The organism is Streptomyces sp. NPDC052236, from assembly GCF_044548015.1.
In the GTDB taxonomy this organism is placed as follows: Bacteria; Actinomycetota; Actinomycetes; order Streptomycetales; family Streptomycetaceae; genus Streptomyces.
Window position 1 is genome coordinate 1 of record NZ_JBIUBL010000034.1, and the last position, 25,000, is coordinate 25,000.

Annotated in this window: 27 protein-coding genes and 5 pseudogenes; 14 read left to right on the top strand and 18 right to left on the bottom strand. The window is 68.5% G+C overall.

The features are described 5' to 3' along the window. Positions 1 to 90 precede the first annotated feature (90 nt). Positions 91 to 405, bottom strand: a complete 315-nt coding sequence (locus ACIHCQ_RS38110; protein ID WP_399673045.1) for an ArsR/SmtB family transcription factor — start codon at positions 403 to 405, stop codon at positions 91 to 93. A 92-nt stretch (positions 406 to 497) separates the two neighbouring features. Here ACIHCQ_RS38110 and ACIHCQ_RS38115 point away from each other — a divergent pair, with 92 nt between their 5' ends. Next, a complete protein-coding gene (locus ACIHCQ_RS38115) occupies positions 498 to 911 on the top strand; it encodes an arsenate reductase ArsC (RefSeq protein WP_399673047.1) in 414 nt (137 codons plus the stop codon). Between the two features lie 69 nt (positions 912 to 980). Continuing rightward, a pseudogene (locus tag ACIHCQ_RS38120) lies at positions 981 to 1,202 on the top strand (NAD(P)/FAD-dependent oxidoreductase); the annotation flags it as partial. Positions 1,203 to 1,243: 41 nt separating this feature from the next. Here the strand turns inward: ACIHCQ_RS38120 and ACIHCQ_RS38125 are convergent. The 6 genes and pseudogenes from ACIHCQ_RS38125 to ACIHCQ_RS38150 all read right to left on the bottom strand — a co-directional run. Next, positions 1,244 to 1,579 (bottom strand): YnfA family protein, encoded by a 336-nt coding sequence (locus ACIHCQ_RS38125; protein WP_399673049.1) that lies wholly within the window; start codon positions 1,577 to 1,579, stop codon positions 1,244 to 1,246. Between the two features lie 11 nt (positions 1,580 to 1,590). Further along, the gene (locus ACIHCQ_RS38130; protein WP_399673052.1) at positions 1,591 to 2,709 is read right to left on the bottom strand and encodes a LacI family DNA-binding transcriptional regulator; all 1,119 of its coding nucleotides are present in this window, start codon (positions 2,707 to 2,709) and stop codon (positions 1,591 to 1,593) included. A 406-nt stretch (positions 2,710 to 3,115) separates the two neighbouring features. Continuing rightward, a pseudogene (locus ACIHCQ_RS38135) lies at positions 3,116 to 3,349 on the bottom strand (hypothetical protein); the annotation flags it as partial. A gap of 265 nt (positions 3,350 to 3,614) precedes the next feature. Next, positions 3,615 to 4,658, bottom strand: coding sequence for a LacI family DNA-binding transcriptional regulator (locus ACIHCQ_RS38140; RefSeq protein WP_399673054.1), 1,044 nt, complete (start codon positions 4,656 to 4,658; stop codon positions 3,615 to 3,617). A 37-nt stretch (positions 4,659 to 4,695) separates the two neighbouring features. Further along, positions 4,696 to 5,250 (bottom strand): annotated as a pseudogene (locus ACIHCQ_RS38145) (carbohydrate ABC transporter permease); the annotation flags it as partial. 19 nt (positions 5,251 to 5,269) lie between these two features. Further along, positions 5,270 to 5,857, bottom strand: a pseudogene (locus ACIHCQ_RS38150) (carbohydrate ABC transporter permease); the annotation flags it as partial. Between the two features lie 715 nt (positions 5,858 to 6,572). Between ACIHCQ_RS38150 and ACIHCQ_RS38155 the strand changes: the two are divergent. The 4 genes from ACIHCQ_RS38155 to ACIHCQ_RS38170 all read left to right on the top strand — a co-directional run bounded on the left by ACIHCQ_RS38155 (position 6,573) and on the right by ACIHCQ_RS38170 (position 10,736). Continuing rightward, the gene (locus ACIHCQ_RS38155; RefSeq protein WP_399673056.1) at positions 6,573 to 7,580 is read left to right on the top strand and encodes a hydroxyacid dehydrogenase; all 1,008 of its coding nucleotides are present in this window, start codon (positions 6,573 to 6,575) and stop codon (positions 7,578 to 7,580) included. Positions 7,581 to 7,754: 174 nt separating this feature from the next. Further along, a complete protein-coding gene (locus tag ACIHCQ_RS38160; protein WP_399673059.1) occupies positions 7,755 to 8,840 on the top strand; it encodes a LacI family DNA-binding transcriptional regulator in 1,086 nt (361 codons plus the stop codon). Between the two features lie 305 nt (positions 8,841 to 9,145). Beyond that, positions 9,146 to 10,423, top strand: coding sequence for a serine hydrolase domain-containing protein (locus ACIHCQ_RS38165; protein ID WP_399673062.1), 1,278 nt, complete (start codon positions 9,146 to 9,148; stop codon positions 10,421 to 10,423). 25 nt (positions 10,424 to 10,448) lie between these two features. Continuing rightward, the gene (locus tag ACIHCQ_RS38170; protein ID WP_399673064.1) at positions 10,449 to 10,736 is read left to right on the top strand and encodes a hypothetical protein; all 288 of its coding nucleotides are present in this window, start codon (positions 10,449 to 10,451) and stop codon (positions 10,734 to 10,736) included. A 235-nt stretch (positions 10,737 to 10,971) separates the two neighbouring features. On the opposite strand, the gene ACIHCQ_RS38175 is transcribed toward ACIHCQ_RS38170, so the two are convergent. The 5 genes from ACIHCQ_RS38175 to ACIHCQ_RS38195 all read right to left on the bottom strand — a co-directional run bounded on the left by ACIHCQ_RS38175 (position 10,972) and on the right by ACIHCQ_RS38195 (position 13,546). Next, complete coding sequence (locus tag ACIHCQ_RS38175) at positions 10,972 to 11,604, bottom strand: GNAT family N-acetyltransferase (RefSeq protein ID WP_399673067.1); 633 nt, start codon at positions 11,602 to 11,604, stop codon at positions 10,972 to 10,974. Positions 11,605 to 11,648: 44 nt separating this feature from the next. Further along, positions 11,649 to 11,828, bottom strand: a complete 180-nt coding sequence (locus ACIHCQ_RS38180; protein ID WP_399673070.1) for a hypothetical protein — start codon at positions 11,826 to 11,828, stop codon at positions 11,649 to 11,651. 175 nt (positions 11,829 to 12,003) lie between these two features. Beyond that, the gene (locus tag ACIHCQ_RS38185) at positions 12,004 to 12,726 is read right to left on the bottom strand and encodes a hypothetical protein (protein ID WP_399673072.1); all 723 of its coding nucleotides are present in this window, start codon (positions 12,724 to 12,726) and stop codon (positions 12,004 to 12,006) included. Next, the gene (locus tag ACIHCQ_RS38190; RefSeq protein WP_399673074.1) at positions 12,726 to 13,313 is read right to left on the bottom strand and encodes an RNA polymerase sigma factor; all 588 of its coding nucleotides are present in this window, start codon (positions 13,311 to 13,313) and stop codon (positions 12,726 to 12,728) included. Before ACIHCQ_RS38190 ends, ACIHCQ_RS38185 begins: the two co-directional genes overlap by 1 nt. Continuing rightward, positions 13,310 to 13,546 (bottom strand): hypothetical protein, encoded by a 237-nt coding sequence (locus ACIHCQ_RS38195; RefSeq protein ID WP_399673077.1) that lies wholly within the window; start codon positions 13,544 to 13,546, stop codon positions 13,310 to 13,312. Before ACIHCQ_RS38195 ends, ACIHCQ_RS38190 begins: the two co-directional genes overlap by 4 nt. A gap of 467 nt (positions 13,547 to 14,013) precedes the next feature. Between ACIHCQ_RS38195 and ACIHCQ_RS38200 the strand changes: the two genes are divergently transcribed. Then, positions 14,014 to 14,994, top strand: a complete 981-nt coding sequence (locus ACIHCQ_RS38200) for an alpha/beta fold hydrolase (RefSeq protein WP_399673080.1) — start codon at positions 14,014 to 14,016, stop codon at positions 14,992 to 14,994. Positions 14,995 to 15,090: 96 nt separating this feature from the next. Here ACIHCQ_RS38200 and ACIHCQ_RS38205 read toward each other — a convergent pair whose 3' ends face one another. From ACIHCQ_RS38205 to ACIHCQ_RS38215, 3 genes are all read right to left on the bottom strand, one after another. Next, on the bottom strand, positions 15,091 to 16,092 hold the full coding sequence (locus tag ACIHCQ_RS38205; protein ID WP_399673083.1) for an N-acetylmuramoyl-L-alanine amidase: 1,002 nt from the start codon (positions 16,090 to 16,092) through the stop codon (positions 15,091 to 15,093). A 4-nt stretch (positions 16,093 to 16,096) separates the two neighbouring features. Further along, positions 16,097 to 16,288, bottom strand: coding sequence for a hypothetical protein (locus tag ACIHCQ_RS38210; protein WP_399673086.1), 192 nt, complete (start codon positions 16,286 to 16,288; stop codon positions 16,097 to 16,099). 321 nt (positions 16,289 to 16,609) lie between these two features. Further along, complete coding sequence (locus tag ACIHCQ_RS38215; RefSeq protein WP_399673088.1) at positions 16,610 to 17,500, bottom strand: endonuclease/exonuclease/phosphatase family protein; 891 nt, start codon at positions 17,498 to 17,500, stop codon at positions 16,610 to 16,612. 226 nt (positions 17,501 to 17,726) lie between these two features. On the opposite strand from ACIHCQ_RS38215, the gene ACIHCQ_RS38220 reads away from it, so the two are divergent. Then, the gene (locus ACIHCQ_RS38220) at positions 17,727 to 18,590 is read left to right on the top strand and encodes a hypothetical protein (protein ID WP_399673090.1); all 864 of its coding nucleotides are present in this window, start codon (positions 17,727 to 17,729) and stop codon (positions 18,588 to 18,590) included. Here the strand turns inward: ACIHCQ_RS38220 and ACIHCQ_RS38225 are convergent. Next, positions 18,542 to 19,054, bottom strand: a complete 513-nt coding sequence (locus ACIHCQ_RS38225; protein WP_399673092.1) for a hypothetical protein — start codon at positions 19,052 to 19,054, stop codon at positions 18,542 to 18,544. The genes ACIHCQ_RS38220 and ACIHCQ_RS38225 overlap by 49 nt on opposite strands. 106 nt (positions 19,055 to 19,160) lie before the next feature. On the opposite strand from ACIHCQ_RS38225, the gene ACIHCQ_RS38230 reads away from it, so the two are divergent. Next, positions 19,161 to 19,586 (top strand): hypothetical protein, encoded by a 426-nt coding sequence (locus ACIHCQ_RS38230; protein ID WP_399673095.1) that lies wholly within the window; start codon positions 19,161 to 19,163, stop codon positions 19,584 to 19,586. 40 nt (positions 19,587 to 19,626) lie between these two features. On the opposite strand, the gene ACIHCQ_RS38235 is transcribed toward ACIHCQ_RS38230, so the two are convergent. Both ACIHCQ_RS38235 and ACIHCQ_RS38240 read right to left on the bottom strand, forming a co-directional pair. Next, positions 19,627 to 20,103 (bottom strand): hypothetical protein, encoded by a 477-nt coding sequence (locus ACIHCQ_RS38235; RefSeq protein ID WP_399673097.1) that lies wholly within the window; start codon positions 20,101 to 20,103, stop codon positions 19,627 to 19,629. Then, positions 20,087 to 20,719, bottom strand: coding sequence for a hypothetical protein (locus ACIHCQ_RS38240; RefSeq protein WP_399673099.1), 633 nt, complete (start codon positions 20,717 to 20,719; stop codon positions 20,087 to 20,089). Before ACIHCQ_RS38240 ends, ACIHCQ_RS38235 begins: the two co-directional genes overlap by 17 nt. A 388-nt stretch (positions 20,720 to 21,107) precedes the next feature. On the opposite strand from ACIHCQ_RS38240, the gene ACIHCQ_RS38245 reads away from it, so the two are divergent. The 5 genes and pseudogenes from ACIHCQ_RS38245 to ACIHCQ_RS38265 form a co-directional block, all read left to right on the top strand. Further along, complete coding sequence (locus ACIHCQ_RS38245; RefSeq protein ID WP_399673102.1) at positions 21,108 to 21,446, top strand: antibiotic biosynthesis monooxygenase family protein; 339 nt, start codon at positions 21,108 to 21,110, stop codon at positions 21,444 to 21,446. Then, entirely contained in the window at positions 21,443 to 22,327 is an 885-nt protein-coding gene (locus tag ACIHCQ_RS38250; protein ID WP_399673105.1) for an NAD(P)-dependent oxidoreductase, read from the top strand. The genes ACIHCQ_RS38245 and ACIHCQ_RS38250 overlap by 4 nt, the downstream gene beginning before the upstream one ends. Beyond that, on the top strand, positions 22,324 to 23,322 hold the full coding sequence (locus ACIHCQ_RS38255; RefSeq protein ID WP_399673108.1) for an amidohydrolase family protein: 999 nt from the start codon (positions 22,324 to 22,326) through the stop codon (positions 23,320 to 23,322). Before ACIHCQ_RS38250 ends, ACIHCQ_RS38255 begins: the two co-directional genes overlap by 4 nt. Further along, complete coding sequence (locus ACIHCQ_RS38260) at positions 23,319 to 24,563, top strand: cytochrome P450 (RefSeq protein WP_399673111.1); 1,245 nt, start codon at positions 23,319 to 23,321, stop codon at positions 24,561 to 24,563. Before ACIHCQ_RS38255 ends, ACIHCQ_RS38260 begins: the two co-directional genes overlap by 4 nt. A gap of 145 nt (positions 24,564 to 24,708) precedes the next feature. Then, positions 24,709 to 24,893, top strand: a pseudogene (locus tag ACIHCQ_RS38265) (helix-turn-helix domain-containing protein); the annotation flags it as partial. Between the last annotated feature and the right edge of the window lie 107 nt (positions 24,894 to 25,000).

The window sequence follows — 25,000 nt, forward strand, 5'->3', positions numbered from 1 at the left end:
CTGGCTTCTCCCCCGTGGCTTCGCACGGGAGGTGCCCCCAGGGGACCCCCACCGGACGAAGTCCAGGGGGAGGGACTTCTCAAACACGCCCTAGGGGCAGGCGCGCTTGGCGCCGCCCTCAGCGGTGGCACGGGCGGTGGTGGCGAGCTCGGTGAAGGAGCTCGCCATGGCCTCGATGACGTCGGGCCGGAGCTTGTAGTACGTGAAACGCCCGCACGGCTCCGTCTCCACCACCCCGGCCTCGCGCAGCACGCGCAGGTGGTTGGAGAGGTTGGTCTGCTTGGCGCCGGTCTCCTCGACCAGGTGCGTGGTACAGAGCGTCTCGTGGGCGAGCAGGGTCACGATCTGGAGCCTGAGCGGATCGGCCAGTACCCGGATCAGTTCAGTGTCGACTGACGTCATCATGGGCTGATACTGTCACATCAGTGGCTGCTGACACCATCGGGTGCTGATGTCACTTGCGCCTGATTTCGTCGTGAGACAAGAGAGACCGCCTGATGTCCGAGAAGCCCTCTGTGCTCTTCGTCTGTGTCCACAACGCCGGCCGTTCCCAGATGGCCGCCGCCTGGCTGACCCACCTGGCCGGAGACCGCGTCGAGGTCCGCTCCGCCGGCTCCAACCCCGGTGACGCGGTGAACCCCGCCGCCGTCGAGGCCATGCGCGAGGTCGGCATCGACATCTCCGCCGAGACCCCGAAGATGCTCACGGTCGACGCCGTCAAGGAGTCCGACGTCTGCATCACGATGGGCTGCGGCGACACCTGCCCGGTCTTCCCCGGCAAGCGGTACCTGGACTGGACACTGGAGGACCCGGCCGGTCAGGGCGTCGAGTCCGTACGGCCCATCCGCGACGAGATCAAGAGGCTCGTGGAGGGCCTGATCGAAGAGATCGCCCCGGAGAAGACCGCGTGAGCGTGCCCGCGCCCAACTGAGGCCTCTGCTGTTCGGCAGCAACATCTTCGTCGGCGGCTCGCTCACCACTCCTGGTGCGCCACCTGCGACGGGTTCTTCTTCCGCGACCGCGACATCGTGGTCGTCGGCGGCGGCGACACCGCCATCGAGGAGGCCGCCTTCCTCACCCGCTTCGCCCGTACAGTCACCGTCGTCCACCGCCGCTCCACCCTGTGCGCCTCGCACGTCATGCAGAACCGCGCCCTTTCCGACGACAAGATCTCCTTCGCCTTCGACGGCGAGACCGCGGAGCCGGGCAAGACCCCGGTCACCGTCTGCCCCGCCTACAGCGGTCAGTGGCTGCGGGGGGCGTACATGATGACGGCCATTCCGGCCAGGCACACCAGAGCGCCGATGACGTCGAAACGGTCCGGGCGGTAGCCGTCGGCGACCATGCCCCAAGCGATCGAACCGGCGACGAAGATTCCGCCGTACGCGGCCAGGACGCGCCCGAAGTCGGCAGAGGGCTGGAAGGTGGCGACGAAGCCGTACAGGCCCAGTGCGATGACGCCCGCGCCGATCCAGATCCAGCCCTTGTGCTCCCTGATGCCCTGCCACACCAGCCATGCGCCGCCGATCTCGAACACGGCGGCGATGGCGAACAGGGCGATGGAGCGCAGGACGGTCACGATCAATCAGCCTAGTGGCGGCCCGTGCCGGTGACCTGAAGCGGGTCGGCCGTCGCCTCGCAGCCGCAGCCGCAGCCGCAGCCGCAGGAGGTACGGCGGCGGGAAACCCACCAGGTCGCACCGGCAAGTGCGGCCGGCGTGAGCGCGGCGGCGGGCAGCAGGCAGCACGCCACGCAGGCTCCGACAACATGAAGGAGAAGCCCCGCTGGTTCCTGACCCAGGACCAGGTGCCGATGTTCGTCAACGAGCACGTGAAGGACCTCCGCTTCCTGGACGCCGCCACGGCGGCCTCCACCCAGACCCCGGCGGTCACCAGCGCCGGCGAGGCCACGGCCACCGCGCGCCAGATCTTCAACCACCCCGTCACCGCGACCGCGCTGCCGACGTCGTTCGGCGCCGTCGGGCTGCCGAAGGGCCTTGAGGTCGACACGAAGACGGGGCAGATCTCCGGAACGTGCGCTGTGGGCGGACAGATAGCCCTGCTCGCGACCCTGGGCCGTGGTGTTCTCCGGTCTGCCCCCGAGGAAGAGGACACGCCGGTGGCCCTGGGCGAGCAGGTGGGAGCAGAGTGTGTGTGCCCCGCTCTCGTTGTCGTACTCGATGACCGTCACCGGCGTACCGGGAGCAAGCGGTGGCCGCCCGCACAGCACGAGCCGCGATCCGGCGGACGCCAGGGAGTCGGCGATACGGACGAGGCTCTCGCGGTACTCGGCGGTGTCCGTGCCGCCACCCACCAGAATCACGGCGGCGGCACGCTGGGCACGCATCATCTCGATGAACGCCAGCTGGTGTTCGGCGTCCCCTTCCGTGCTGCACACGAGGCACAGGTGACCGAGCCGGGTCGCCTCGCGCTCGACGCCGTGCGCCATGTGCGTGAAGGACGGGCCGGTGATGTCGTCGAGGACGAACGCGAGCGTCGGCGTACCGACACCCGCGACCGCCTTGGCGCGGGCGTCGGCGACATAGTCCAGTTCGCGCACGGCCCGCATCACCCGCGTCCGTGTCGACGTGCTCACCGAATACTCGCCGCCGAGCACACGCGACACGGTCGACGCGGATACCCCCGCCCGGGCCGCCACGTCCCGGATCGTGCTCCGGCCACCGATGTCACCGCTGGTCTCCCTCGTCATGGTTCGCCCCTTTTATCCACCCCGGCCGCGACTCGTCCGCCGCCCGGAAGTGCCCACTCCTCGGGAAGCGCGGCAACGTGTGCGGCAACCGGTTCCCAAGCCGGAGGCTAGCAGCGCAAAACGGCCTGTGGGGCGGCGAAGCCGCCCCACAGGCCGCTGTTCACGGGCCGGCCCTAGGCCGTACCTCAACGGTTTTTCATCGTTGGGCCGCAGGAAGGGACCGTGTGTGCGTCAGGCGCGCGCGGACTGCGCGTAGGCCAGTTGTGCCAGGACGACCGATCAGGGCGCTGAACTCGTCCGCGCGGATCGTGATCCCGGTCGCGTCCGCCTCGGTCGCCGCAGCGAAAGGGCGACCGGCCGGGCCGCCCTAGCGTACGGCGAAGATGTGCGGGCCGGGCGGTTCGGGGTCGCCGTCCTGAGCGACGTACGGCATTCCGGCGAGCAGATACGGCGCCGAAGCCAGGCGTTCCACGGCGACAGTGAGCCACAGGCTCGTGCCGTCGGTGACGTGTTTGGCGGCCAGGCCGTCGGCCCGGGCCTCGCGGACTCTTACCGCACCCATCGAACGGCTCAGCAGCCGGCCGTCGGCGACCGGGCCGAAACCGTGCAGACCGTACGCCCGGTGAAGTAGCGAAGGCAGAGGACCGCTTCGAAGGCGGAGTGCTGCTCGCCGTAGCGGGGCGGCGTACCGCCTCGGGCAGCCGTGGATCCCGCCGCGCCTGCGCGGTTTCACCGTCGCGCCCGGTGGCACGGCCGCACTGGACTCCACCGTGACCACGGCCATGGACACGGCTCCCGCCGGTCAGTGGTGGGCCCTGGCCAAGGTCGTGTCCTTCGGCCACGTCTCCTGTACGGACGCGATCCCCCTCACCGCGGATCACCTCACACGTCCGCGCGGGACTTGATCAGATGACCGCACCCGAGACCCCGGCGCACGGTGCGGTGCTGGCCCGCACCATCAGCCGGGTGGGCAACTGGGTACGGACGGCCTCCAGCGGCTCCCCGTACATCATGCTCACGAGCATGCGCATGCCTCCGGCGGCCATCTCGGCAATCGGCTGCCTGACCGTGGTCAGTCCGGGAGAGGTCCAGCGGGCCCCGGGGATGTCGCCGAACCCGACCACGCTGAGCTCCTGCGGAATCCGCAGTCCACTCGCGGCCGCTCCACGCAGGACAGCCATGGCCATCTCGTCGGAGCAGGCGAAGATCGCGGTGGGAGGCCCCGGCAGATCCAGCAGCTGGCGCGTCAGCTGCTGGGCGCGCGCCGCGTCAACGTCCGCGAACCGCACGTAGGCGGGGCGGATCCGCACCCCGGCGGTGGCGAGCGCCGACCGGTAGCCGTCGATCCGGGCACCACCGCACAGGGTGTGGCGGTGGCCGCCGATCACCGCGATCCGCCGGTGGCCAAGGGCCAGCAGGTGCTCGGTGGCGCTCCGGCCCCCGGCAAGGTTGGCGGCGCTCACCGCCGGCGCGCCGTCCGGCGGCTCCACGACCGGGTCGACCACCACGTACGGGATCTCGTGCCGCGCCAGCCAGAGGTACTGGGTGGCGGTGAGTTCGGCGAGAGCGAACAGCACTCCGGCGGTGGCCCGGGCGCGAGCCCGCTCCAGCCATCCGTCGGGTGGCCGCCCGTCCCCGTCGAGCCGGCCGGATACGACAATGCCCAGCCCTCTCTCCGCCGCCACCGCCTCGGCACCGCGCAGCACCTTGCCGGCCCAGGGGCTGTCGAGGCTGTGCACCACCACATCGACCAGTTGGGGCGTCGTCGCCGGGGCGGCACGCGGTGGACGTACGTAGCCCGTGCGCCGCATGGCCTCCTCCACCCGGACGCGGGTGGCAGGTGCGACGTTCTCCCGCCTGTTGACCACTCTGAAGGCCGTCGGCACGGAGACCCCTGCCACCCTGGCTATCTGAGCGAGCGTCGGCAACGGGGAGGCGGTTCGCGGCATGCGCGTAGCGTTCCCTTCAGCGGTGTGGGGACAGCGGCTATTTGAGGGCGCCGAGCGTGACACCGGATTTCCAGTAGCGCTGCATGGCGATCATGAAGATGGCGAGCGGGATGACGGAGAGCAGAGCCCCGGTGAGAACCAGAGCGGTGAGGTCGACCTCGGCGCTGGTACGCATCGCGTTCCACGCGTACAGGCCGACGCTGAGCGTCCACTTGTCCTCGCCCTGCAGCATGGTCAGCGGCAGGAAGAAGCCGTTCCAGCTGTGAACGAAGGCCAGGAGGAAGACGGTGGCCGCTCCGGTGGTCATCAGACGCATCACGATGGTGAAGAAGATGCGCACTTCACCGGCGCCGTCGATGCGGGCGGCCTCCAACAGTTCCTCGGGGACCGCCCCGTCGATGTAGATCTTGGCGAGATAGACGGAGAACGGGCTGATGACGGTGGGGATGAGCACCGCCCAGGCGGTGTCGACCAGACCGATCTTCGTGAACAGCAGATACATCGGCAGGGTCAGCAGAGCGCCCGGAAGCAGGAAGGAACCCACGACGAGCGCCATGCCGAAGCGGCGGCCGGGAAAGTCGAAGCGGGACAGGCTTGTAGAAGACGAACGAGGCGATGCCCGCGACCACGGCAAGCAGTACGGACAGGGCGGCGGCGTAGTTGTAGTCGTTGCTGTCGAAGGCCTGGTTGTAGATCATCAGAATCGGGGTGTAGTCCTTGGTGACCGTCTCCGGCGCGGCCTGCCGGAACAGCAGGGGCTCGTTGAAGATCTGCAGGGTGCCGATGATGGAGAGCATCCCGGTGAAGATCAGCGCACCGCGCACATAGGGCACCTTGATGGAGCGGGCGATACGGAGCTCGGATGCCCCGTCCACGCGGGCGGCGTCGAAGATCTCACGCGGGACGGCCTGCAGGGCGCCGTAGACGATGAGCATGTTGAAGCCCATCTGGGACCAGGTCAGCAGATTGCCGATGGAGAGCCAGAGCATGCTGGAGGAGAAGAAGTTCACCTCGATGCCGAAGGCCCCGACCATGTCGCGCAGGGGTCCCAGGCGCGGGCTGTAGAGGTACAGCCACATCAGCACCGCGACCACCCCGGGGATCATGTACGGCACCAGGAAGGCGAGTCGGAAGCGATTCGCGGTGCGGCGGGCGATGCTGTCGAGCAGCAGGGCCATCGCCACGGAGCAGGCGAGCATCACCGGTACCTGGACGCAGGCGAAGATGATGACGCGCAGCACCCCTGCCCAGAACGCCTCGTCGGCGAGTCCACGGGTGAAGTTGTCAAGACCGGCGAACTCGACCGTCTGGCCGCCGATGCCCAGACCGGAGTTACGGGTGCGGAAGAGGCTTTCCCACAGGGCGTAGCCCAGCGGCAGGATGAAGGTGAGGACGAACCCGAGGAAGAAAGGCGGCGAAGCCGATGCCCTTCAGGCCACGCAGGGTGGCGGCGTGGGGTGCCCCCTGCTCGCCGGGTTTGGGGAGGAACCCCGAGCCTGTGGAAGCGCGGAGGCCGCCGCTGGTGGTGGTCACGATGCCGGACCCACTTCTCGTCTGAACCTGGATGGGTGTCGTCGAGCCTTCTCCAGGGGCCTCGCTGGTCGGGGAGCCACCGAGGGGGTCCTGGAAAGCGGTAGTAATCGATTGCGGAGGAAAGTATGACGACGGCCGCAGCCACGCAAGGGTTCGGCACCCAATTGTTTCCGCAGATTCTCCCCCAGGATGACGAGATCACCGAGCCCACCAGCACATTCCCCCACAATCACTACTGTGTGCACTCAAGTAAATACATAGAGCCATGATCGCCTCTCCCGTTGACCACCAGTCAGGGCCGGTCTAGCTTTAGTACTCGATTACTACGACCATCACCCAGCCTGTCCCAACCTCACTTCGGGACCGAGGCGCAGGAGACACATGCATGACCGTCCGGCGGCTCTGTTCGCCATGAACCCCGAGAACCTGCCTCTGCTGTTCCCGCCGCCCGTGCTGGACCGGATCGTCCAACTGGTCCGCATCGATACGGAGATGGTTGTCCAGGACTTCACCCGTCCTGCCGCGGCCGTGGCCCTCGCCGAGGCGGAGTTCCTGATCACCGGTTGGGGTTGTCCCCGCCTCGACGAGAGCGTGCTCGATGCCGCACCCAGGCTGCGCGCCGTCCTGCACGCCGCGGGCAGCATCCGGGGTCTGGTCACCGAGGCATGCTGGGAGCGCGGACTGATCGTCTCCAGTGCGGTACATGCCAACGCCCTGCCGGTCGCGGAGTACACCCTCGCGGTGATCCTTCTCGCCGGGAAGGACGTCTTCGCCCTGCGAGAGCGCTACCAGCGCGAGCCCGTCTACCCCCCTGTCCTCGACCTGATCAACCAGGGCAACAACGGCCGCAGGATCGGCATCATCGGCGCGTCCCGCGTGGGCCGCCGGGTGCTCGAACTGCTGCGCCCCTTCGATCTGCGGGTCTCGCTGCACGATCCGTACGTCGACGAGGCGGAGGCCGCCGCGCTCGGCGCCCGGCTGCTGCCGCTGGACGAGCTGCTGCGCACCAGCCAGATCGTCAGTCTGCACGCACCCGAGATCCCCGCCACCTACCGGATGCTGGACCGTGAGCGGCTCGCCCTGATCCCGGACGGCGCGGTCCTCATCAACACCTCACGCGGCTCGCTGATCGACCCCGTCGCGCTCACCGAGGAGCTGATCTCCGGGCGTATCGGCGCGGTACTCGACGTCACCGAGCCGGAACCGCTGCCCGGAGACTCCCCGCTGCACCACCTGTCCAATGTCTTCCTCACCCCGCACATCGCGGGCTCGGTCGGCAACGAGCTGGCGCGGCTGGGAGGAACCGTGGTGGCGGAGCTCGAACATCTCACAGCCGGCCGGCCGCCCAGCCACCAGGTCCGGCGCACCGACCTCACACACGTGGCCTGAGCCGACCCCGCGCCCCGCGCGTGCCAACGGCTCCCCTCGGACGAGTCCGCCAAGACCTCACCAACTACCGGCCCGGCGTCGGATACTTACGGTGGTTACATACCGCGGTTACTCACCGCGGTGGACGTCATCAGGACGCCTCACGGGACACCTCACAGACGGGAGAGCAGCGCGATGAAAAGGCCCGCCGCAGGCAGCGCGGACGACGGGAACAAGCGGGCCACGGTCAAAGAAGTCGCGGCCAGGGCCGGGGTGTCCACGGCCACCGTCTCCCGGGTCCTCGGCGGTACGTACCCGGTTGCCGCCGCCACCCGCATCAGGGTCCAGCGGGCCGCGCAGGAACTCGACTATGTGCTGAACGCCGGCGCCCGGGGCCTGCGCAGCACGAACAGCAACACGGTCGCCTTCGTCGTCAGCGACGTCAAAGGACCGTTCTTCTCACTCATCGCCGACGGTGTGGAGCAGCAGGCCACCGCGGAGGGCCGGCTGTGCCTGGTGTGCACCACCCACAACGACCCGGACCGCGAACTCGCGGTCATCAACCTCATGCGGGAGCAGCGGGTCGAGGCGGTGATCCTGGTCGGCGGCGCCATACAGACCCCGGAGTACACCGAGCGCATGGTAAAGCTCGCCCACGCGCTGGACGGCGAGGGCTCCCGGCTGGTGCTCTGCGGCCGTCCCTCGCTCGGCCCGGACATCCCCGAGACCGTCGTGGAGTACGACAACGAGGGCGGCGCCTTCGCCATGACCAGCTATCTGCTCTCACTCGGCCATGAACGGATCGCGCTGCTCGGCGTCGGGGACCACTCCACCGCCGTGGAGCGGATCAAGGGCTACCACCGGGCGCTGGACGGCCGGGGCCTGACCTTCCGTCCAGAACTCGTCGTCCCGGGCTTCCACACCCGGGAGTACGGCTATCAGGCCACCCGCGATCTCCTGGAGAGCGGGCAGGACTTCACGGCCGTATTCGCCATCACCGACATGATCGCGGCCGGAGCGCTCAAGGCACTGCGCGAAGCCGGGGTCCGGGTCCCGCAGGACGTCTCGGTCGTCGGCTACGACGACATCCCCCTCAGCCTGGACCTCACCCCCGAACTGACCACGGTGCACGTTCCGCACGAGGAACTGGGCCGCGCCGCCGTACGCCTCGCCCTCAACAGGAACCAGCACCCCGTCCAGCACCTGAAGATGGGCGTCCATGTGGCCGTCCGGGAGTCCTCGGGGCCGGTGAGTTCCTGGCGCGCGGGGACGGCGCGGTAGAACGCGGTAGAAGCCGACTCGTCCGTGCGGCGCGTGCTGATTTCGGAGAGACACAGGCGCGAACCGGGGCCGACAGGGAGGAGGAGCGGTGATCCCCCGGCGCGTCGCGATCACAAAGCTGAGACTGGGGGCTGAGTTGGCCCGCAGGGTAGCGAGCGCCCTTGTCACGTGCGGGGTGTCTGCCGTCCCGGCCTGTGTGGTCACACAGTTGCACCCTGGACGATCTCATGTGTCGGCGTGCGAGGCCATGGACGCGGGCCTAGCCTGAGGGAGGAGTTTTGTCCTCGTCTGGCAGGAGGACTGCCATGAGGTACTCACAGCTTCGTTGGCGCAGGCTCTGCGTGGGTGTGGCCGCGGCCGGGACACTGGCCGTACCGGCGACCGCGGGAGCCACGTACGGGGTGACGGCCCCGGATCCGCCTCTCTTCGCCGCAGCCACCACCGCGGCCACCACCGCGGCCACCACCGCCCCCTCGCCCCCGCCCTCGCCCTCCGGCTTCCCAGAGCTCAGCCCCGCCGTCACCAAGCGCCTGGACGCCGCGATCCAGCAGGTCATGCGCGAGGCCGAAGTGCCCGGTGTCATCGTCGGACTGTCGGCGCCGGGCAAGGGAAACTACGTCCGGGCCTTCGGAGTCGCCGACAAGGCCACCCGTACCCCGATGGATCCCGGCCTCTACATGCGGATCGGCAGCGAAACCAAGACCTTCACCGTCACCGCCCTGCTCGAACTCGTCGACCAGGGCAAGGTGGGGCTGGACGACCCGATCGCGAAGTACGTCGACGGCGTCCCCAACGGAAACCGGATCACCCTGCGTGAACTGGCGGGCATGAGAAGCGGGCTCTTCAACTACTCCATGGACGAGGACTTCTTCAAGGCCCTGACGTCGGATCCCGATCGGCCCTTCACGCCACAGGAGTTGCTCGACTTCGCCTTCAAGCATCCGGTGAACTTCCAGCCCGGTGAGAAGTTCGAGTACTGCAACACCAATCTGATCCTGCTGGGTCTCGTCGTGGAGAAGGCCGGCGGCGCTCCGCTGCACGAGTTCATCCAGAAGAACGTCGTGGAGCCGGCGGGCCTGCGCCACACCCTCTTCCCGACCGGCGCCGAGTTCCCGAACCCCCACGCCCACGGCTATACCGCCCAGACCGCCTCAGGAAAGACCGAGGACTCCACGGACTGGAATCCCTCCTGGGGCTGGGCCGCCGGGGCCATGATCTCCGACCTGCAGGATCTGCGCACCTGGGCGCGTGTGGTCGCCACCGGCACGCTGCTGACCCCCAAGACGCAGGCAGAGCGCCTCAAGACCGGCCCGAGCGGTATCCCGGGCGCCGGATACGGTCTGGGCATCTTCAACGTCCAGGGCTGGATCGGCCACAACGGCTCCCTGCCCGGCTACGAATCCCTGACGGTCTACCTCCCCGAGGCGCGGGCGACGCTGGTCGTGCTCCTCAACACGGACATCCGGCAGGACAAGGTGGAGCCGAGCACGCTCATCGGCCAGGCGATCACGCGGATCGTCACCCCCGACCATGTGTTCAACCTGCCGGTCCAGAATGCTCCCCCCACGACGCAGCCACCCTGAGACCAGCAGCGGCATCGTGGGCATGATGGACTACCTGCCCTACCCGCCGGTCGAGGCGGACCGCATCGATCCGTTGGACAGCGAGCGCGCCGTCCTCAGCGACGGCAACGTGGTGCGGGAATGGCCGGTGCCCCACCGCGCACCGCACGTCGATCCGCCGCAGGCGCCGGCGGGCACCGCGTCGTCCCATGACACATGGCTGCGCAGCGTGTGCGGGTATCTGGTCATGACCCCATCTGCGCCGGAGAGGAAGCCCAAGAACGAAGGCCGGGCGGCACTCTGGTGCGTCTACGAGGCCGAGAACTGGCACTGAGCTCGCGAGCTCGCCGGGTGGCAGGGGCGTCGACACCTGCGGCTGCGAACAGCTCCTGGCCGGTCGGCGGCGCTGAAGCGTCGCTGACCAGGAGACGGCCTTGCGGTCCGGTGGCCGCCAGTTTGGCCTGCGTTTCGAGGTCTCTTTCCATCCGGAGTCCTCGCTGGTCAACGTGGCTAACGCCCGGGACCGCCTGGTCCCAGCCGGCTCCGAGATCCCGGAGCAGCCGATCGCGTCAGACTTCCGGACGCCCGTTCGTCGTGCGCCCGAGATAGGTGACCGGGCCGGGGTCCGGGACCTCGATCTCGTGGAAGCCCAGACGGTCGTAGAAGGCCCTGGCCGAAACATTGGCCGTCACCATGGCCAGGTGCACGCTCGGCACCCCCCTGTCCTGCAGGGCCTGCAGGAACGTCCGCATCAGCGCACGCCCGTGGCCGCGGCCCTGCCACGCGGGGAGCAGGTCGATGTGCAGATGGGCCGGATACGCGGCGAGTTCCGGGACGACCATACGCTCGGGGTCGTGCAGCAGCTGGATCATCCCCTCGTCCGGAGTGCCGGGCGGCCCGCTGGGCGCCGGATAGCGGTCCGCCGCCAGAGGCAGCCACTTCGAGCGGAAGTCCTCGGCAAAGCGGGGAGTGTCCGCGGTGCCGAGGATGTAACCGGCCGCCTGCCCCTGCCCGTCGTCCAGCACAAAAGCCAGCTCCGGCTCCAGATGAACGTACGGAACCGCGAAGATCGCCGGAAAGATCTCAGGGTCCGCATAGACGGGCCGGCTGTCCCCGCCGTTGTGCGCGGTGCGGATGCAGATGTCCGCAAGGGCATCCCGGTCCTGGGAGCGGTACGGACGTATGGCGGAATTCGGAGTCACCGCAGCATCCTGCACAATGGGGAGCGCACCCACAACCCTGCACGTCAAAGGCGGTTCTGCACCCAGTACGCGGCGGTGCTGACCGCGCCGGTGCCCAGGCCCCAACAGGCCCCGCGCAGCACGAGGCCGAGCGCGGCCCGGTGCCGCTGACGGCCCCACCGCAGGAGGCGGTGAAGGAGCGCGGAGTTCTTGCGCTCGGCGCGGCGAGCAGGGTTGTCGTACATGGCAGATGTTCCTTTCTCCGAGGTGCGTCGTGTCGTGCTCGGGTCTTTGCTCAAGGCTGGATCATGTGGGGCCCCCGGAGAATGTGAGGGAGTCCGTCCCGTTGCCTTCGGGCTGGACGATCCACCTGGGCGAAGGCCGACGTCGTCGGTGAGGACAGCGCCGGCCTTCGCCGGCTCACCGGGCCAGGAGCCCTTCGGGCAGCTGATCGGACGTCATGAACTCACGTAGTTCGCTGTCCCACGGGGCCTGGTGGGTGATTTTCCTGGTGTGGGAACGGGCACGGACCGGCCGCGGCAGGTGCCGTTCGGTGTAGCCGAGCATGCGGGCGAAGGTCCGCCACAGCCGGGCGTCGGGCAAGGATCCCGCGGCGGCGTGATGGGCTGCGAGCAGGTGGGCGGCGAGTGCGTCGTCGGCTCCGGCCGCGAAACCCCACCAGTACAGGGCGGCCTCGTGACGGTCGATGATGTACAGCAAGCACCCGAACGTGCGGGCGCCCCTCTCGTCGTAGTCGCTGTCGAAGGCCGGCAGCGTACGCACGTCGTCGGAGCGCAGCACGTCCTCGCACAGACGCCGGACATGGTCGCGTACGGCCGCGGGGTGAGCCGCGGGATCGGGTACGACGATGGGTGTGGGGCGTCTGCGCAGGGATCTGCGGATACGTGGACGGGTGAACCGCTGGTTCTGAGCGCTGAAGGAAGGCGGCGGTGCCGCCGGGCCGTCGGGCGCGTCCTCCGGATCGGCAGTCTCCGGATCGGAGGCACTGCTCCTCACCCTGGGAGGACGGGCAGCGTCCTGGGTGATGCGGACGGCGAGGCGGCGCATGAAGTCACTCGTATCGTGGGTGCCGAGCATGTCGTGCAGGACCTGCGCTTCGGCGCGCAGAGTCTCTTCGAGCATCAGGAATCCCCTTTCCCCGGTTCGGGGGTCTCCATGAGAGCGTGCAGTTTCTTGCGTCCGAGATGAATGTTGCCTTTGACAGCGCCTTTCGTGATGTTGAGGTATGCGGCGATCTCATCGATGTCCTTGTCCGCGAGATAGCGCAGCTGGACGCACTGGGCCTGCAGCGGCGCACTCTCCTCCAGGCTGGCCAGAGCACGGTCGAGCGGGTCGTAGCCGCGCAACATGAGTAGGTCATCGACGGTGGGCTTGTCGGCGTACGTCGTGTAGGCCGGGCCCGGCACGGGCACTTCACGGTCGGCGTGGCGGGCCCGGCGCCGGTAGAAATCGGTGATCGCCGCGCTGAGGATGGTGTAGGCGAGGGCGATGGGTTTGGGATGGGCCTTGATACGCGGCCACTTGCGGTACATCTGGATGCCTGCGTCCATGAGGGCTTCGTCGGCGTCATGGAGATTGCGCAGCCGCCCCGCCGCGATGCGCAAGAACGCATCCTTGTGCATCACGAAGAACGCCTCGAACTCCAGAGGCAGTTCGGTCGACTCGGCCGGCTGCGCCACGTCGTGCTCCTGCTCGGACGAATCGGTCACCGTGCCCCCTCAGCCAGGGGGCAGGCGGGCGGCGATGCCTGGCGCAGCCCGTGAAGAACTGGCCCGGCGGTCTGCTGCGAGTAGCGCGGCACGGCGTGCGGAGCCGAGCGGCGCTCCGCGCCGACCGGCGGGGTGATGCGGTTGGTACAGCGCGCGGTGGGACCGAAGCCCGCTTCGGTCATCCGGTAGACGCCGGGGAACACCGGCGCGTACCAGGCCCTGTGGAGCCCCACGGACCCTCCTTCGTTCCAGATCGGGTCCTGCCCCGCGTCGTTGCGGGCCAGGTGAGCACTTCGTCTCACCCCCTACACCGAGTAGGGGACCCACCAGAGTTAACTCTGAGACACACGTTCTTCGCGGTATGTGATCATCCGATCATTACGCAGCGTGTGACCTGCATCGTCGCACTGTGACGTGACGCTAATCACATGTTTAGCGCCCTTGTCTGCAGCCGCCGTTGGAGATTCACCACCGCGCCCGGCGCACCACCGGGATGAACAGGACCAACACAACGCACCGCAGTCGTGATCACAGGGGACTGGGCCCGGCGTACACCGGGAACCTCGCCCGACGCGGGGCGCGTGTCAGTCAAGGGGCCTTTTTTGCTGAAGTGGCAACAAGGCTGGCAACGACCGTGTCGTTCCTCGCATGATCGGGCATCGGTCTTGGCACACGGCAGATCGAGAGCCCTGGAGGATTCATGTCGCATCAGGCCACGGACGTCACTCACCGGCTGGTCTCCTCGCCCGCAGGCCGGATCCACCTGGTGGAACAGGGCGCCGGGCCGTTGGTGCTGCTCGTGCACGGCTTCCCGGAGTCCTGGTACTCCTGGCGTCACCAATTGCCGGTGCTGGCCGCGGCCGGGTACCGTGCGGTCGCCATCGATGTCCGCGGCTACGGCCGTTCCTCCAGGCCCGGCGATACGAACGCGTACCGGATGCTCGAGTTGGTGGCGGACAACGCCGCCGTGGTGCACGCCCTGGGTGAACAGTCCGCGGTGATCGTCGGCCACGACTGGGGGGCAACCATCGCCGCCAACTCCGCCCTCGTCAGGCCGGATGTCTTCCGCGCGGTGGGACTTCTCAGCGTTCCCTACGCCCCGCGCGGCGGACCGAGGCCCAGCGAGGTCTTCGCGCAGATGGGTGGGGAGGAGGAGTTCTACGTCTCCTACTTCCAGCAGCCCGGCCGCGCCGAGGCCGAGGCCGAGCCCGACGTGCGCGGCTGGCTCGCGGGCTTCTACGCCGCCCTGTCCGCCGACACCATGCCCGCACCCGGCGGGCCCAGCCCGTACTTCGTCGGCCGCGGCGGGATGCTGCGGGACCGTTTCCCCGTCGGCCGGCGGCCCGCCTGGCTCAGCGAGAACGACCTCGACCTCTACGCCGGGGAGTTCGAGCGGACCGGCATGAGCGGGGCGCTCAACCGCTACCGGAACATGGACCGGGACTGGGAGGACCTCGCCGACTTCGACGGCGCCCCCATCACTCAGCCGTCCCTGTTCATCGGCGGCGGCCTGGACGCTTCCACCACCTGGATGGCCGACGCGATCAAGGCTTACCCCGCCACCCTGCCTGGCCTGATCTCCTCCCACATCCTCGACAACTGCGGCCACTGGATCCAGCAGGAGCACCCCGCCGAGACCAACCGGCTCCTGACCGACTGGCTCGCCCACCTCCCCGCCTGAAGCCGGCCGGGGCTCAACCACCCGGCCCAGGCCGGGTAAGCCTGGGCCGCGTCGGCGGCCACTCTTCGGTGAGTGGCCGGCCAGGGTGAGCAGGGGTCAGTCGGCGGGCCAGAACGGGCCCTCGACGACGCGGTGCGCGATCGAGACGGCCCGGTCGTTGTGGGCGAAGAATTCGAAGCGGAGCTCCCATCCGGCGCCAAGCGCCCCGGACTTGCGGTACTGCGGGTAGGCGTCACCGCCCTCAGCGGGGCCGTAGGCGTCGATCGCGAGACCCTCGGAGCGCTTCTTCGTCGCGGTCTGGTAGTGGTAGAAGCGGCCCTGGAGCTTCGCGCCGGGCAGGCATCCGCGGACGCGCAGCTGCACGTTGACGTCGTAGGCGGTGAGCGGGCCCTGCAGCATCTTCGCGTCGACGGCCATGGCCAGGGTCGTCCACTTCCCGGCGGGTACGTTGGTCAGGGTCGCGGTGAATTCGCTGAGCATGGACGGCACATCGTCCTCCTGATTCATGCCGGTGAGGCGGTCTTTGATCCGGGTCCGCATCGAATCCATCGTGAACCCGCGCGGATCGATCTTTCCCGGCTGCCACTCCTTGTGCCCGATCACCGAGCGGGAGGACCAGCCGTGCGCCCGGCAGATCGCCGCCGACGCCTTTTCGATGGCCTCCAGCTGAGCTGCTGGCCACGGGTCCTTTCCGTCGCCCAGGTTGATGCATTCGAAGCCGTAGAAGTGACGGTTGCCGTCGGTGTTGGCCTCGTTGTCGGTGGGCAGCGCCACTTCGTTGATCACGGCGCGCAGAACGTCGTCGTCGCCGAGTCCGGCGTGGTTGGCCCGGCCGTTGCCGACCATATGCACCGAGCCGTCCTTCGCGATGACACCGTGGCACAGCGGCCCCGGCAGGGTCGAGTGGCCGTTGTAGCAGAGGTCCACGGAGCTCTGGGTTCCCGAGGTCACCGTGTGATGGATCATCACTCCGTACACCGGGCCCCACGGACCTTTGTGGTTGCGGTTGTGTGTGCGCCAGCTCCGGTGCTCCACAACGCGCAGCCCTTCGTTACGGAGGGCTTTCAGCAGCGTGGAGGCGGTAAGAGGCGTTGCCACGTCATCACTCCTCGTCCCGAGGCGTGGGCAGCACAGCGGCGGCGGCTGCCGTCCATGCCCGCTGGATCGTGTCGTCGCCGGGCTCATCCCACTGGGGCACGGGCCGGCCGTCATATGCGCGTGCGCCGGTGGACTGGCCGTGGGCCGTGCAGGCGGGCTGGGCCGGCTTGGTCAGGTCGTTTTCAAGGGTGGCCATCACTCTCCCTCGTATCCAGTAATCTCGCGCACGGTCGTCTCCGAAGAGCCGCAGGGCACGCAGGGCACGCAGCCCGTCGTAGACCGTCCACCGCGGCGACACCGGCGGCGTACTTGTCCGCGGTGATCTCCATCGCGCCCTCCGGCGGCTCCACAGGCCCCTTCACACCGGTCAGCGTCTGTCCGGATCGAGTACGACCCATCGACTTACCGGTAGTAGAACGATACTTCCGTCTCTTCCACGATTCCGGGCCCTTCGGTAGATGACTACGTACGAGCGGATTGACCCCTGCGATGCGGTTGTACCCCGCGCCGGTGGTGATCAGCCCCGGCTGAACTTGCTGTAGTAGAGGTGATGGTCGGAGTTGGAGCTGTCCTGTACGCCCGTGGCGAGGGCGTCCCAGGATCCGGGGCCGCGCATGTCCCAGGTGAACAGGTAGTCGATCTTGCGGCCGTCGTCGGTCGTCGGGTAGATCTGCGGGATCTGCGCGGTGCGCGGCCCGTTCGCCTCGATGCCGGCGTACATGGAGTCCATTTCGGCGGCGCGGGGTAAGGCGTTGAAGTCGCCGCCGATGATGACCGAGCCGTACGCGAACAGCGGCCGGCCTTCCGGCTGGTAGTCGGAGCCGTCGTTCATGTCGCTGTTGATGAACTTGACCTGCGCGGCGCGGTTGGCGGCGCTGTCGACACTGAGGTGGGTGCTGCACGCGGCGACCTCGGTGGACGGATCGCCCTTGGTGCGCAACGCGGCGCAGATGATGCCGCGCCCCTCCTTGTCGGCGGGGTTGGGCAGCAGGGCGGACGGAAGGACACGGCCGCTGTGGTACAGGAGTGTGTTCCCGTACGGCTCTTCGTTGGCGCACTTCGGCCCGGTGGCGACGAAAGCACTCTTCATTCCCAGCTCTTGGGCAAACTGCTCGCCCTGGTTCTTGCAGGTTTCCTGCAGGGCGATGAAGAACCAGCGTGAGGTGTCGTCGAGGACGATGTCCTTGATGGCGTCGGCCTCGTTCTTGATCCATTTGCCGCCGTTGCCCTGGTGTCCTTTGTTTCCGTAGATGTTGAAGGTGCCGACGAGCTGTCCGTTGCCGGCCGGGGCGGCTCGGGGCGCCCCTTCCGGTACGGAGGCGTTCCCGGGGAGGACAGTCAGTGAGAGCAGGGCGACGGTGGCGGCGAACAAGGCAGCCGTACGCAGGTCTTTCAGGCGAGTGTTCATGCGAGCACCTCCAAGGTCATCCATCGATGGCTTCCCTTCTTTGGGCCCGCCGTACACGCAAAACCCCAAGTGGTCCACCGACAGCCCGCAGTCGCCGTCCTGAGTAACGGTGCTCACAGGTATGCGGCATTGCGCACCCTGACGCTGTAACGGTTCCGAAGACCGTCTGGCGGGACCGTAGAACTGTCGGGCACATTGGTCGCGGGAAGCGACCGGGGGAGGGACCGTGGACCCGATCAGTGTTACTGGGCTCGCAGGGGAAGCCGGCGGCAAGCGGCTGTCGACATATTTCACAGTGCAGTTGACGAGTGTGCTGTTGCCGGGCGTGGTGACGGTGGTGGGCGCGACTGTCCTGCTGATGCACGCCGAACATGGGGACGGTACCTGGGCGCAAATCGTTCGGTTCAGCGAGGACGTGCATGGCCCGCTCGCCATTCTGCTGGCAGTGCTGCTCGCCGCGGTCTCCTATGTCGTCGGGTATGTGACTCGCGAAATCGCGTTCCAGGTATTAGGACTTGCTGAGCGCGTATCACGTAAGCCGCATGCCACAGCTGCGGAGCTGCACCGGCAGTTGCGGGCCCGATACGGTGACCGCGCCGTGGACAGCTGCTTTCTGGCGCATCCGCTGCTCGCGCGGTTCCTTTCGGCCGAGCAGGATTCCGACGGAGTCGGGCGGGACGGTTTGGGAGGGGCGCTGGCCTGGGGCAACAGCCTGGAGGCCTTCGTCTATGCCAAGCAGTGGCTGAGGGAGGTCATGCCTGACCTGGCGCCGTTCGATACGGAAAGGGAAATCAACATCCTGGTGTCGACGCTGTTCCCGATCGGCCTCGGCACATGGCTCTTCAGCACGCTGGGTGGGCCAGGGCCGCTCGCCGTTACGTCTGCGGCACTGACCGGTGCCGTGCTGTGCTGGCTGGTGCTGAGCTCAGCGATGCGGCTGCGGCGCAGCGAGCGGTGGGAGTCGCTGCGCGGTCTGGTGGAGGGCAATGAGATGCGGCTGGCCCTGGCGCGGCAGCAAGAACCACCGGCCGCCCCCGGCCTTCAGCCGACGCTCGTGCCAGGGCCGGACGGCGGTACGCGGGCGGTGTGATGCCGCAGGTCCGGGAGGACGTCCTGGTGGACCGGCCCACGCAGGGTGTAGATCAGCAGTCGCACCGGCACCGAGGCACGGTGGGCGGCAACGGCGCGGTGGGTACCGTCGAGGAGGAGAAGGCCGCCGTCGTGGAGAGCGTATGTGGGTAACACGAGTTGTATGGGCTCCCGAGCCTGGACGAACTCCTTCTCGAATGACGACACCCGATGGCGGCGGTTGGCGGGCCAGTCGGGTTCGGTCCTGCTCGCCTCGGAGACCCGGAGGGGGTGGGCGGCGCGGCGCCAGTCACTGTTTCCGCCCTGTTGGCCTTCGTACCAGACGGTGAACAGGGAACCGAGCAGACCTGTTGACCGGGACACGGTGTGGGTGGCGCTGAATTCAGAGGAGTCCAGGCGGTCCCAGCTGAGCTGGACGCGCACGCCGCCACCCTGAAAAGCGTCCACGAACTGGTCGACTCTCATGCTGGGGAGGGTACAGCGGCCTGTACAGCGGCCTTCCTCGGTAAGGGCATTCACTCGCGCGGACGCGGGTCTGGCGGTAGCGGCGGTTCCGCCGGATGGTGGCGGGATGGGGAAGCGCGAGACGCCGGCGGAAGTGGTACGCCGGGTGGGGCGGGACGCCTTCGGGTTCCTGGCGGAGGCGGGATTCACCGGACCCTGCGACATCGACGGCGGCCTCGACTACGACGGTCACGGTCTGCTGATCACCGTCTATCACCACTACTGGATCCACGAATCCGCAGTGGTGGCGTTCGTGGAGGTCCTGGACGACCCCGACCCCGGCCCCGGCCCCTGCGCCCACGCCGCCGTCGAGCAGTTGTACGCCGAGTGCGGCCTCGGCGGCGCCATCAACCACCTGCCCCATACCGCCTACGGCCCCCGGCTGGCGGCGGTACGCGTCCGGGCTTTCGCCGCCGCCGTGCGTGCCCTGATGCCGTTTCTCCTTGCCCCAGACCGCGCCGCACTCGTCCGCAGGGCGTCGACCCGCCCCTGAACCGCTGAACCGCTGAACTCACGCGTTCGAACAGACCGGTTCACAACCTCGCCGGCCGGTCTCCCTTGGCCTTCTTCGCGGCGGTGCCCCGGGCGAGATCGAACGCCGCGACCGGGTCGTCCTCCTCCGTCCACGGCGCCGCGCCGCACCACGGGCCGAGCAGCCGGAACTGCTCCAGCGCCGCGTCGTACTGGCCGGCCTTGACCAGGTAGTACGCCAGCAGATGCCGCAGCCGGGGAAGGCGCTCATCGTCGTCGGGGACGGTGCTCAGCGACCGGGCGACATCCTCCAGCAGCTTCTTCGCCGTGCCCGACGCCGGGACGGCCGACGCGCCGGAGCGCTCCGTCAGCTCGTACAGAGCGTGCACGTGTATGCCTGCCAGCGGGCTGCCGACGGGGGTGTGCCGCACGGCGCGCTCGGCGAACTGCAGCATCAGTTTGTCGGAGCCGTACCACTTGGCGCACCAGTACTGCAGGGCCTGCATATGGCCCGCGTAGTGGTTAGGGAGCACGGGCAACGAGACCGTCCCACAGCGGTCGGAACTGCTCGGGGGTGTACTGGACACCGCGGGCGGCGGTGATCATGACGACCCACGGGCCCGGATCCTCCGGCGCGAGCAGGGCGGCTTCCCGCGCCGCCGTCATCGAGGCGGGCAGCAGTTCATGGAAGCGGGCCATCTTCTCGGCCGGGACCTTGTCCGCGTACGCGCCGCCGCGGATCTGCCAGGCGCGGTGCAGCAGCATCTCGGCGTGGAGGGTGGCGGCGGCGCAATTCTTCGGCTGAGCCTCACACCACTCGTCCAGCCATGCGTCGCTTCCCTCGGCGATCTCCCGCAGGAGTGCCAGCCGGGACCAGCGTTCGTCCCAGTTCTGGCCCGCGGCCTCCACGTAGGCGGCTGCCGGACGCCAGTCGCCCTCCCAAGCCGCGTCCGCGAGGGCCTGCATCTCCTTGCGCCGGTAGACAGGGAGGGGCGGCCCGGCCCGGTGGGCATCCAGCTGTTCGCGCGGAGCGAGCCCGTACTCGACCGGGACGAACCGGTTGCGGACCCAGTCCGCGAGATGGGCGGGAGCCACGAAAATCTTGATGAGCCAGGCAAAGAGAAAGGCCGTCAGGAGAGCGAGGAAGAGGGTCACGGCCGTGATCATCCCCGGTCGTGATCACGGAGGGCAATAGCTTTGGCCCTCGATCACCGTGACCTCATCGACGGCTGCCTGGCCGGGACCGGCCTGACCCACGATGCTCCGCTTCTTCCCGCCCCTCCGGCTCCTCCCGCTCCTCTCGGCGGACTTCTTCGCCGCGTCCGTGCCCTGACTGGCGGCGGGCATCAACTCGCATACGAGCGCCTGCCAGGCCGAGCGCGGCGACTCGCGAAAGCGCCCCTTCCATTCTCACCCGTACGGGCTAGCAAATTCGGCGGAGCCCTTCTCTCCATTGGCCTGTCCCCGCGCTGGAGTTGCGTGGCCGCGGGACCAATGAGGTGGTGGGAGTCGTGTTCTGCCAGATCTCACACCAGGAGGAGACATGGGCGCTGTGCGGAACGGCCAACCGGCCGACAGGCTGTCGGTGGTATACGCGGTCCACGTCGTCGAGGGCGGCGAGCAAGGGTTTCTGGAGGTGTACGAGCGAATAAGGAAATCCGTCGCCGACGTCCCCGGACACATCATCGACCGACTCGGAGAACCCATCGACGACTCCCGGCAGTGGGTGATCACCAGCGAGTGGGAGACGCCCGAGCACTTCTTCGCCTGGCAGCAGGGCGAGGATCACCAAGCACTGGTGGATCCGCTGCGCGAATGGGTCGACCACCGCCAGTCGCTGCGGTACCGGGTCATTCTGGAGACCGTGGGAGGAAAGTCATGACGCGCCCCAGCGGCCCTGTCGCCGTCCTCGGTCTCGGCACGATGGGCACCGGCCTGGCCACCCGTCTTCTCGATCAGGGCATGGCGGTACGGGTCTGGAACCGCACCCCTGAGCGGACCGAGCCGCTCGCCAGGGCCGGCGCCATCGCCGTAGCCCATCCGGCCGACGCCGTCGAAGGTACGAGCGCTGCCATCTGCACCGTGGCCGACGGTGAAGCCCTCCGTACCGTGCTGCACGGACCGCGCGGGATCCTGGCCGGGGGGGCGTACCCCGGCCACCTGGTCTGCGCCGGCACGGTCGCCCCCGAAGAAATCGTCCGTCTCGCCGAGAACACGCACTCCGTTCTGGACGTCGGCATGCTGGGCAACCGGGAGCACGCCCGCACCGGCGAGCTGCGGCTGTTCGTCGGCGGCGACGAGCCGGTCTTCACCTTGGGGCGGCCGCTGCTCGAACTGCTGGGCAAGGAAGTCGTCCACCTCGGCGAACTCGGTTCCGGCATGCGGATGAAACTGATCCTCAATCTGCTGATGGGCATCGAGGTTCAGGCGCTGGCCGAGGCCGTCGAGTTGGCGGGCGCCACCAAACTCGACCGGAAGCTCGTCCTCAGCACGATCGCGGGCAGCGGCTTCGCCTCGCCGGTCATGGCCTTCAAGTCGAAGCGCCTGGCAGCCGGGCGTTTCGACAAGCCCGACTTCCGGCTGCGCCTGATGGCCAAGGACCTCCAGCTCGCCGCGGACCAGGCCGCGGCGGGTGGACTGCGGCTTCCGCTGGCCGCCGCGGCCGCCGAGACGCACGGCCGCGCCACCGAGCTCGGGCACGGCGACGAGGACTGTGTCGCGGTCACCCACGCGCTCACACCGACCCCGGGAACCCAGACATGATCATCGACATCCACGGGCATCTCTCCCCACCGGAGGCCGCCCGACGCTTCCCCATGCCGCCCAGCCTGACGGACGTCGACGGAATGCTCGCCGCCCGCGCTCAGGCCGGGATCGACCTGACCATCATCGGCAGTCCGGTCGGCGCCGGTGCGATGGCGCGAGTCCCTGGCGTCGACAACTACGCGCAACCCCGAGACCGGCTGCGAAGCTTCCACGCCTGGATGTCGGGCCTGATCGCCTCCTTCCCGGATCAGTTGCGCGGGTATGTGTACGCCAACCCGTTCGGCGACGACGATCACCTGGATGGAGTCCGGGAGACGCTGGCAGACCCCGCCTTCGTCGGTCTGATCACCACCTCCAGCGTCCACGGCGAACTGCTCGGCTCTCCGCGAGCCGACTCCTTCTTCGCGCTGGCCGCCGAGCTGGACGTACCGGTGTTGGTGCACGCCCCGGCCGAACCGATCGGCACGGAGCGGGTCGACGACGTGGGCTTCGTCGAGCAGATCGGCCGGTTCGGCGACGTCTCCATGGGCATGGCCATGATCGCGTTCGCGGGATGGCTGGACAAGTATCCCGGCCTGCGGCTGATCGGTGCCACCGGCGGCGGCGCTCTGGCGCTGCTCCCGGAACGCCTGCAGACGGCGGCGACGCGTCAGCGGCACCGGGGTGGCGGGGACGGGCCACCGGCGTCGTCCTCAGCCCCAGCTGCCGGCAGCCGGGCTGCCAACCCGGCTGCCGGCCCGGTCGCCGACCCGGTCGCGGCGCTGCACCGCATGTACGTCGACACCAGCCCGTTCAGCGCGGCGCACCTGAGCCTCAACGCGGAGGTGCTGGGACCGGAGCGGATGCTGTTCGGCACTGACTCGCCGCCGATGTCCGTACCGCTGGTGGAGCTCATGCGCATGATCGAGAAGCTTCCTCTCGACAAGGCGTCCCAGCAACTCATCCTCGGTGGCAACGCCGAGGCCCTCTTCGACCTCAGGAGCCGTCCGTGACCACCGTGGAGGACCCCGTCACCGCAGCCGAGCGGTGCACCCCCGAGTTCCGGCTGAACCCGCACCCGGTCTACGCGCGCCTCAGAGAGACGGCGCCGGTCTGCCCCATGCGGCCGCCGCACGGCATCGACACGTACCTGATCACGCGGTACGAGGACGCGCGGTCGGCGCTGGCAGATCCACGGCTGAGCAAGGACCTGTACGGAGCCATGGACTCCTACCAAAGGATCTTCGGTGACTCGTCCGTGGCACTGGACGATCACATGCTCAACGCGGACCCGCCCAAACACACCCGGCTGCGCAAGCTGGTCAACTCCGAGTTCACCCCGCGCCGTGTCGAGTCACTGCGGCCGCGGATCCAGGACATGGTCAAGGCGTTGCTGGACGGTTGCGCGACCCGGGAACCGGTCGACCTGCTGCCCGCGTTCGCGTTCCCCCTGCCGATCACCGTGATCTGCGAACTGCTCGGCGTGCCGCCGGACGAGCGGTCAGAGGTGCAGGCCTGGTCCACCACCGTGGCGCAAACCGGGTTCGACAAGGAATCCAAACGCGCCCAGCAGAAGGCGGAGGAGAGCCTGCACGACTACTTCGCCGGTCTCCTCGCGCGAAAGCGCGGCCGCCCGGGTGAGGACCTGCTCAGCGCGCTCACCGCAGCCCGGGACAGAGACGGCGGGCTGACCGAGCAGGAGCTGATCTCGACAGCGTTTCTGCTGATGTTCGCGGGTCACAAGACGACCGCGTACCTCATAGGCAACGCCGTCTACCATCTCCTCTCCCATCCTGCACAGCTCCACGCCGTACAGGAGAACCCGGGGCTGGTCGGACAGGCGGTGGAGGAACTGCTGCGTTACGACGGCTCGGTGGAGAGCGCGACGTTCCGTTTCGCGACAGAGGATCTGGAGATCGCCGGGACGCGAATTCCGAAGGGCGCACTGGTTCAGATCGCGCTGACTTCGGCCAACCGCGACCCGCTGAAGTTCGCCTCCCCGGACGAGTTCGACGTGACCCGACCGGACAACGCGCAAAGTGCCCACCTGGGGTTCGGGCACGGCATTCACTACTGTCTGGGAGCGCCACTGGCCAGACTGGAGATGCAACTCGCTCTCACCGGTCTGTTCAGCCGTTTCCCGAGGGTGGCGCTGGCCGACCCGGCGCGTGAGGCGCCCTGGATGGCGGTTCCGTTCCCGGCCTTCCGCGGCCTCGCGGAGCTGCCCGTTGTGCTGGATCCTGCTGTGCCGTGACCGGCGGCACCAGACGGACAGCGGCATGGGCATCGGCCGCCCCGGGCCTCCGGGGCGGCCGATGCACCCCGTTGCCGCTCACGCGCTTTTACTCACCGGTGCCGGGGCGCAGCCATAGTGCGGGACGGTCCGTGCGGCCGACAGCGAGGAACTGGCCACCCTCGCCGGGGTCAGCATCGACCACTACAGTCGCCTGGAGCGCGGAAAAGAGGCCAACCCCAGTCCGTCCTCGCCGCCGCGCTGCGGCTGGAGGAGGCCGAGCGTGAGCACCTGCGCGACCTCGCCGCGCGCGCCACCCGCGCCACGCCCAACCCGTCGACCGCGCCGGCCGTACCCAGCCAGTCCGTGGGGCGTGGGGCGTGGGACATCGACAGCGCGCCCAGACCGATGCGGGAGACCTCCAGATCTGCAAGCTTGATGTGTTTCATGGTTGCCAC

Excerpts from the sequence above, each read along its gene's own strand:
- ACIHCQ_RS38110 (WP_399673045.1), bottom strand. The coding sequence starts at position 405 with ATGATGACGTCAGTCGACACTGAACTGATCCGGGTACTGGCCGATCCG.
- ACIHCQ_RS38115 (WP_399673047.1), top strand. The coding sequence starts at position 498 with ATGTCCGAGAAGCCCTCTGTGCTCTTCGTCTGTGTCCACAACGCCGGC.
- ACIHCQ_RS38130 (WP_399673052.1), bottom strand. The coding sequence starts at position 2,709 with ATGACGAGGGAGACCAGCGGTGACATCGGTGGCCGGAGCACGATCCGG.
- ACIHCQ_RS38140 (WP_399673054.1), bottom strand. The coding sequence starts at position 4,658 with ATGCCGCGAACCGCCTCCCCGTTGCCGACGCTCGCTCAGATAGCCAGG.
- ACIHCQ_RS38155 (WP_399673056.1), top strand. The coding sequence starts at position 6,573 with ATGCATGACCGTCCGGCGGCTCTGTTCGCCATGAACCCCGAGAACCTG.
- ACIHCQ_RS38160 (WP_399673059.1), top strand. The coding sequence starts at position 7,755 with ATGAAAAGGCCCGCCGCAGGCAGCGCGGACGACGGGAACAAGCGGGCC.
- ACIHCQ_RS38165 (WP_399673062.1), top strand. The coding sequence starts at position 9,146 with ATGAGGTACTCACAGCTTCGTTGGCGCAGGCTCTGCGTGGGTGTGGCC.
- ACIHCQ_RS38170 (WP_399673064.1), top strand. The coding sequence starts at position 10,449 with ATGGACTACCTGCCCTACCCGCCGGTCGAGGCGGACCGCATCGATCCG.
- ACIHCQ_RS38180 (WP_399673070.1), bottom strand. The coding sequence starts at position 11,828 with ATGTACGACAACCCTGCTCGCCGCGCCGAGCGCAAGAACTCCGCGCTC.
- ACIHCQ_RS38185 (WP_399673072.1), bottom strand. The coding sequence starts at position 12,726 with ATGCTCGAAGAGACTCTGCGCGCCGAAGCGCAGGTCCTGCACGACATG.
- ACIHCQ_RS38200 (WP_399673080.1), top strand. The coding sequence starts at position 14,014 with ATGTCGCATCAGGCCACGGACGTCACTCACCGGCTGGTCTCCTCGCCC.
- ACIHCQ_RS38210 (WP_399673086.1), bottom strand. The coding sequence starts at position 16,288 with ATGGCCACCCTTGAAAACGACCTGACCAAGCCGGCCCAGCCCGCCTGC.
- ACIHCQ_RS38215 (WP_399673088.1), bottom strand. The coding sequence starts at position 17,500 with ATGAACACTCGCCTGAAAGACCTGCGTACGGCTGCCTTGTTCGCCGCC.
- ACIHCQ_RS38225 (WP_399673092.1), bottom strand. The coding sequence starts at position 19,054 with ATGAGAGTCGACCAGTTCGTGGACGCTTTTCAGGGTGGCGGCGTGCGC.
- ACIHCQ_RS38230 (WP_399673095.1), top strand. The coding sequence starts at position 19,161 with ATGGGGAAGCGCGAGACGCCGGCGGAAGTGGTACGCCGGGTGGGGCGG.
- ACIHCQ_RS38245 (WP_399673102.1), top strand. The coding sequence starts at position 21,108 with ATGGGCGCTGTGCGGAACGGCCAACCGGCCGACAGGCTGTCGGTGGTA.
- ACIHCQ_RS38250 (WP_399673105.1), top strand. The coding sequence starts at position 21,443 with ATGACGCGCCCCAGCGGCCCTGTCGCCGTCCTCGGTCTCGGCACGATG.
- ACIHCQ_RS38255 (WP_399673108.1), top strand. The coding sequence starts at position 22,324 with ATGATCATCGACATCCACGGGCATCTCTCCCCACCGGAGGCCGCCCGA.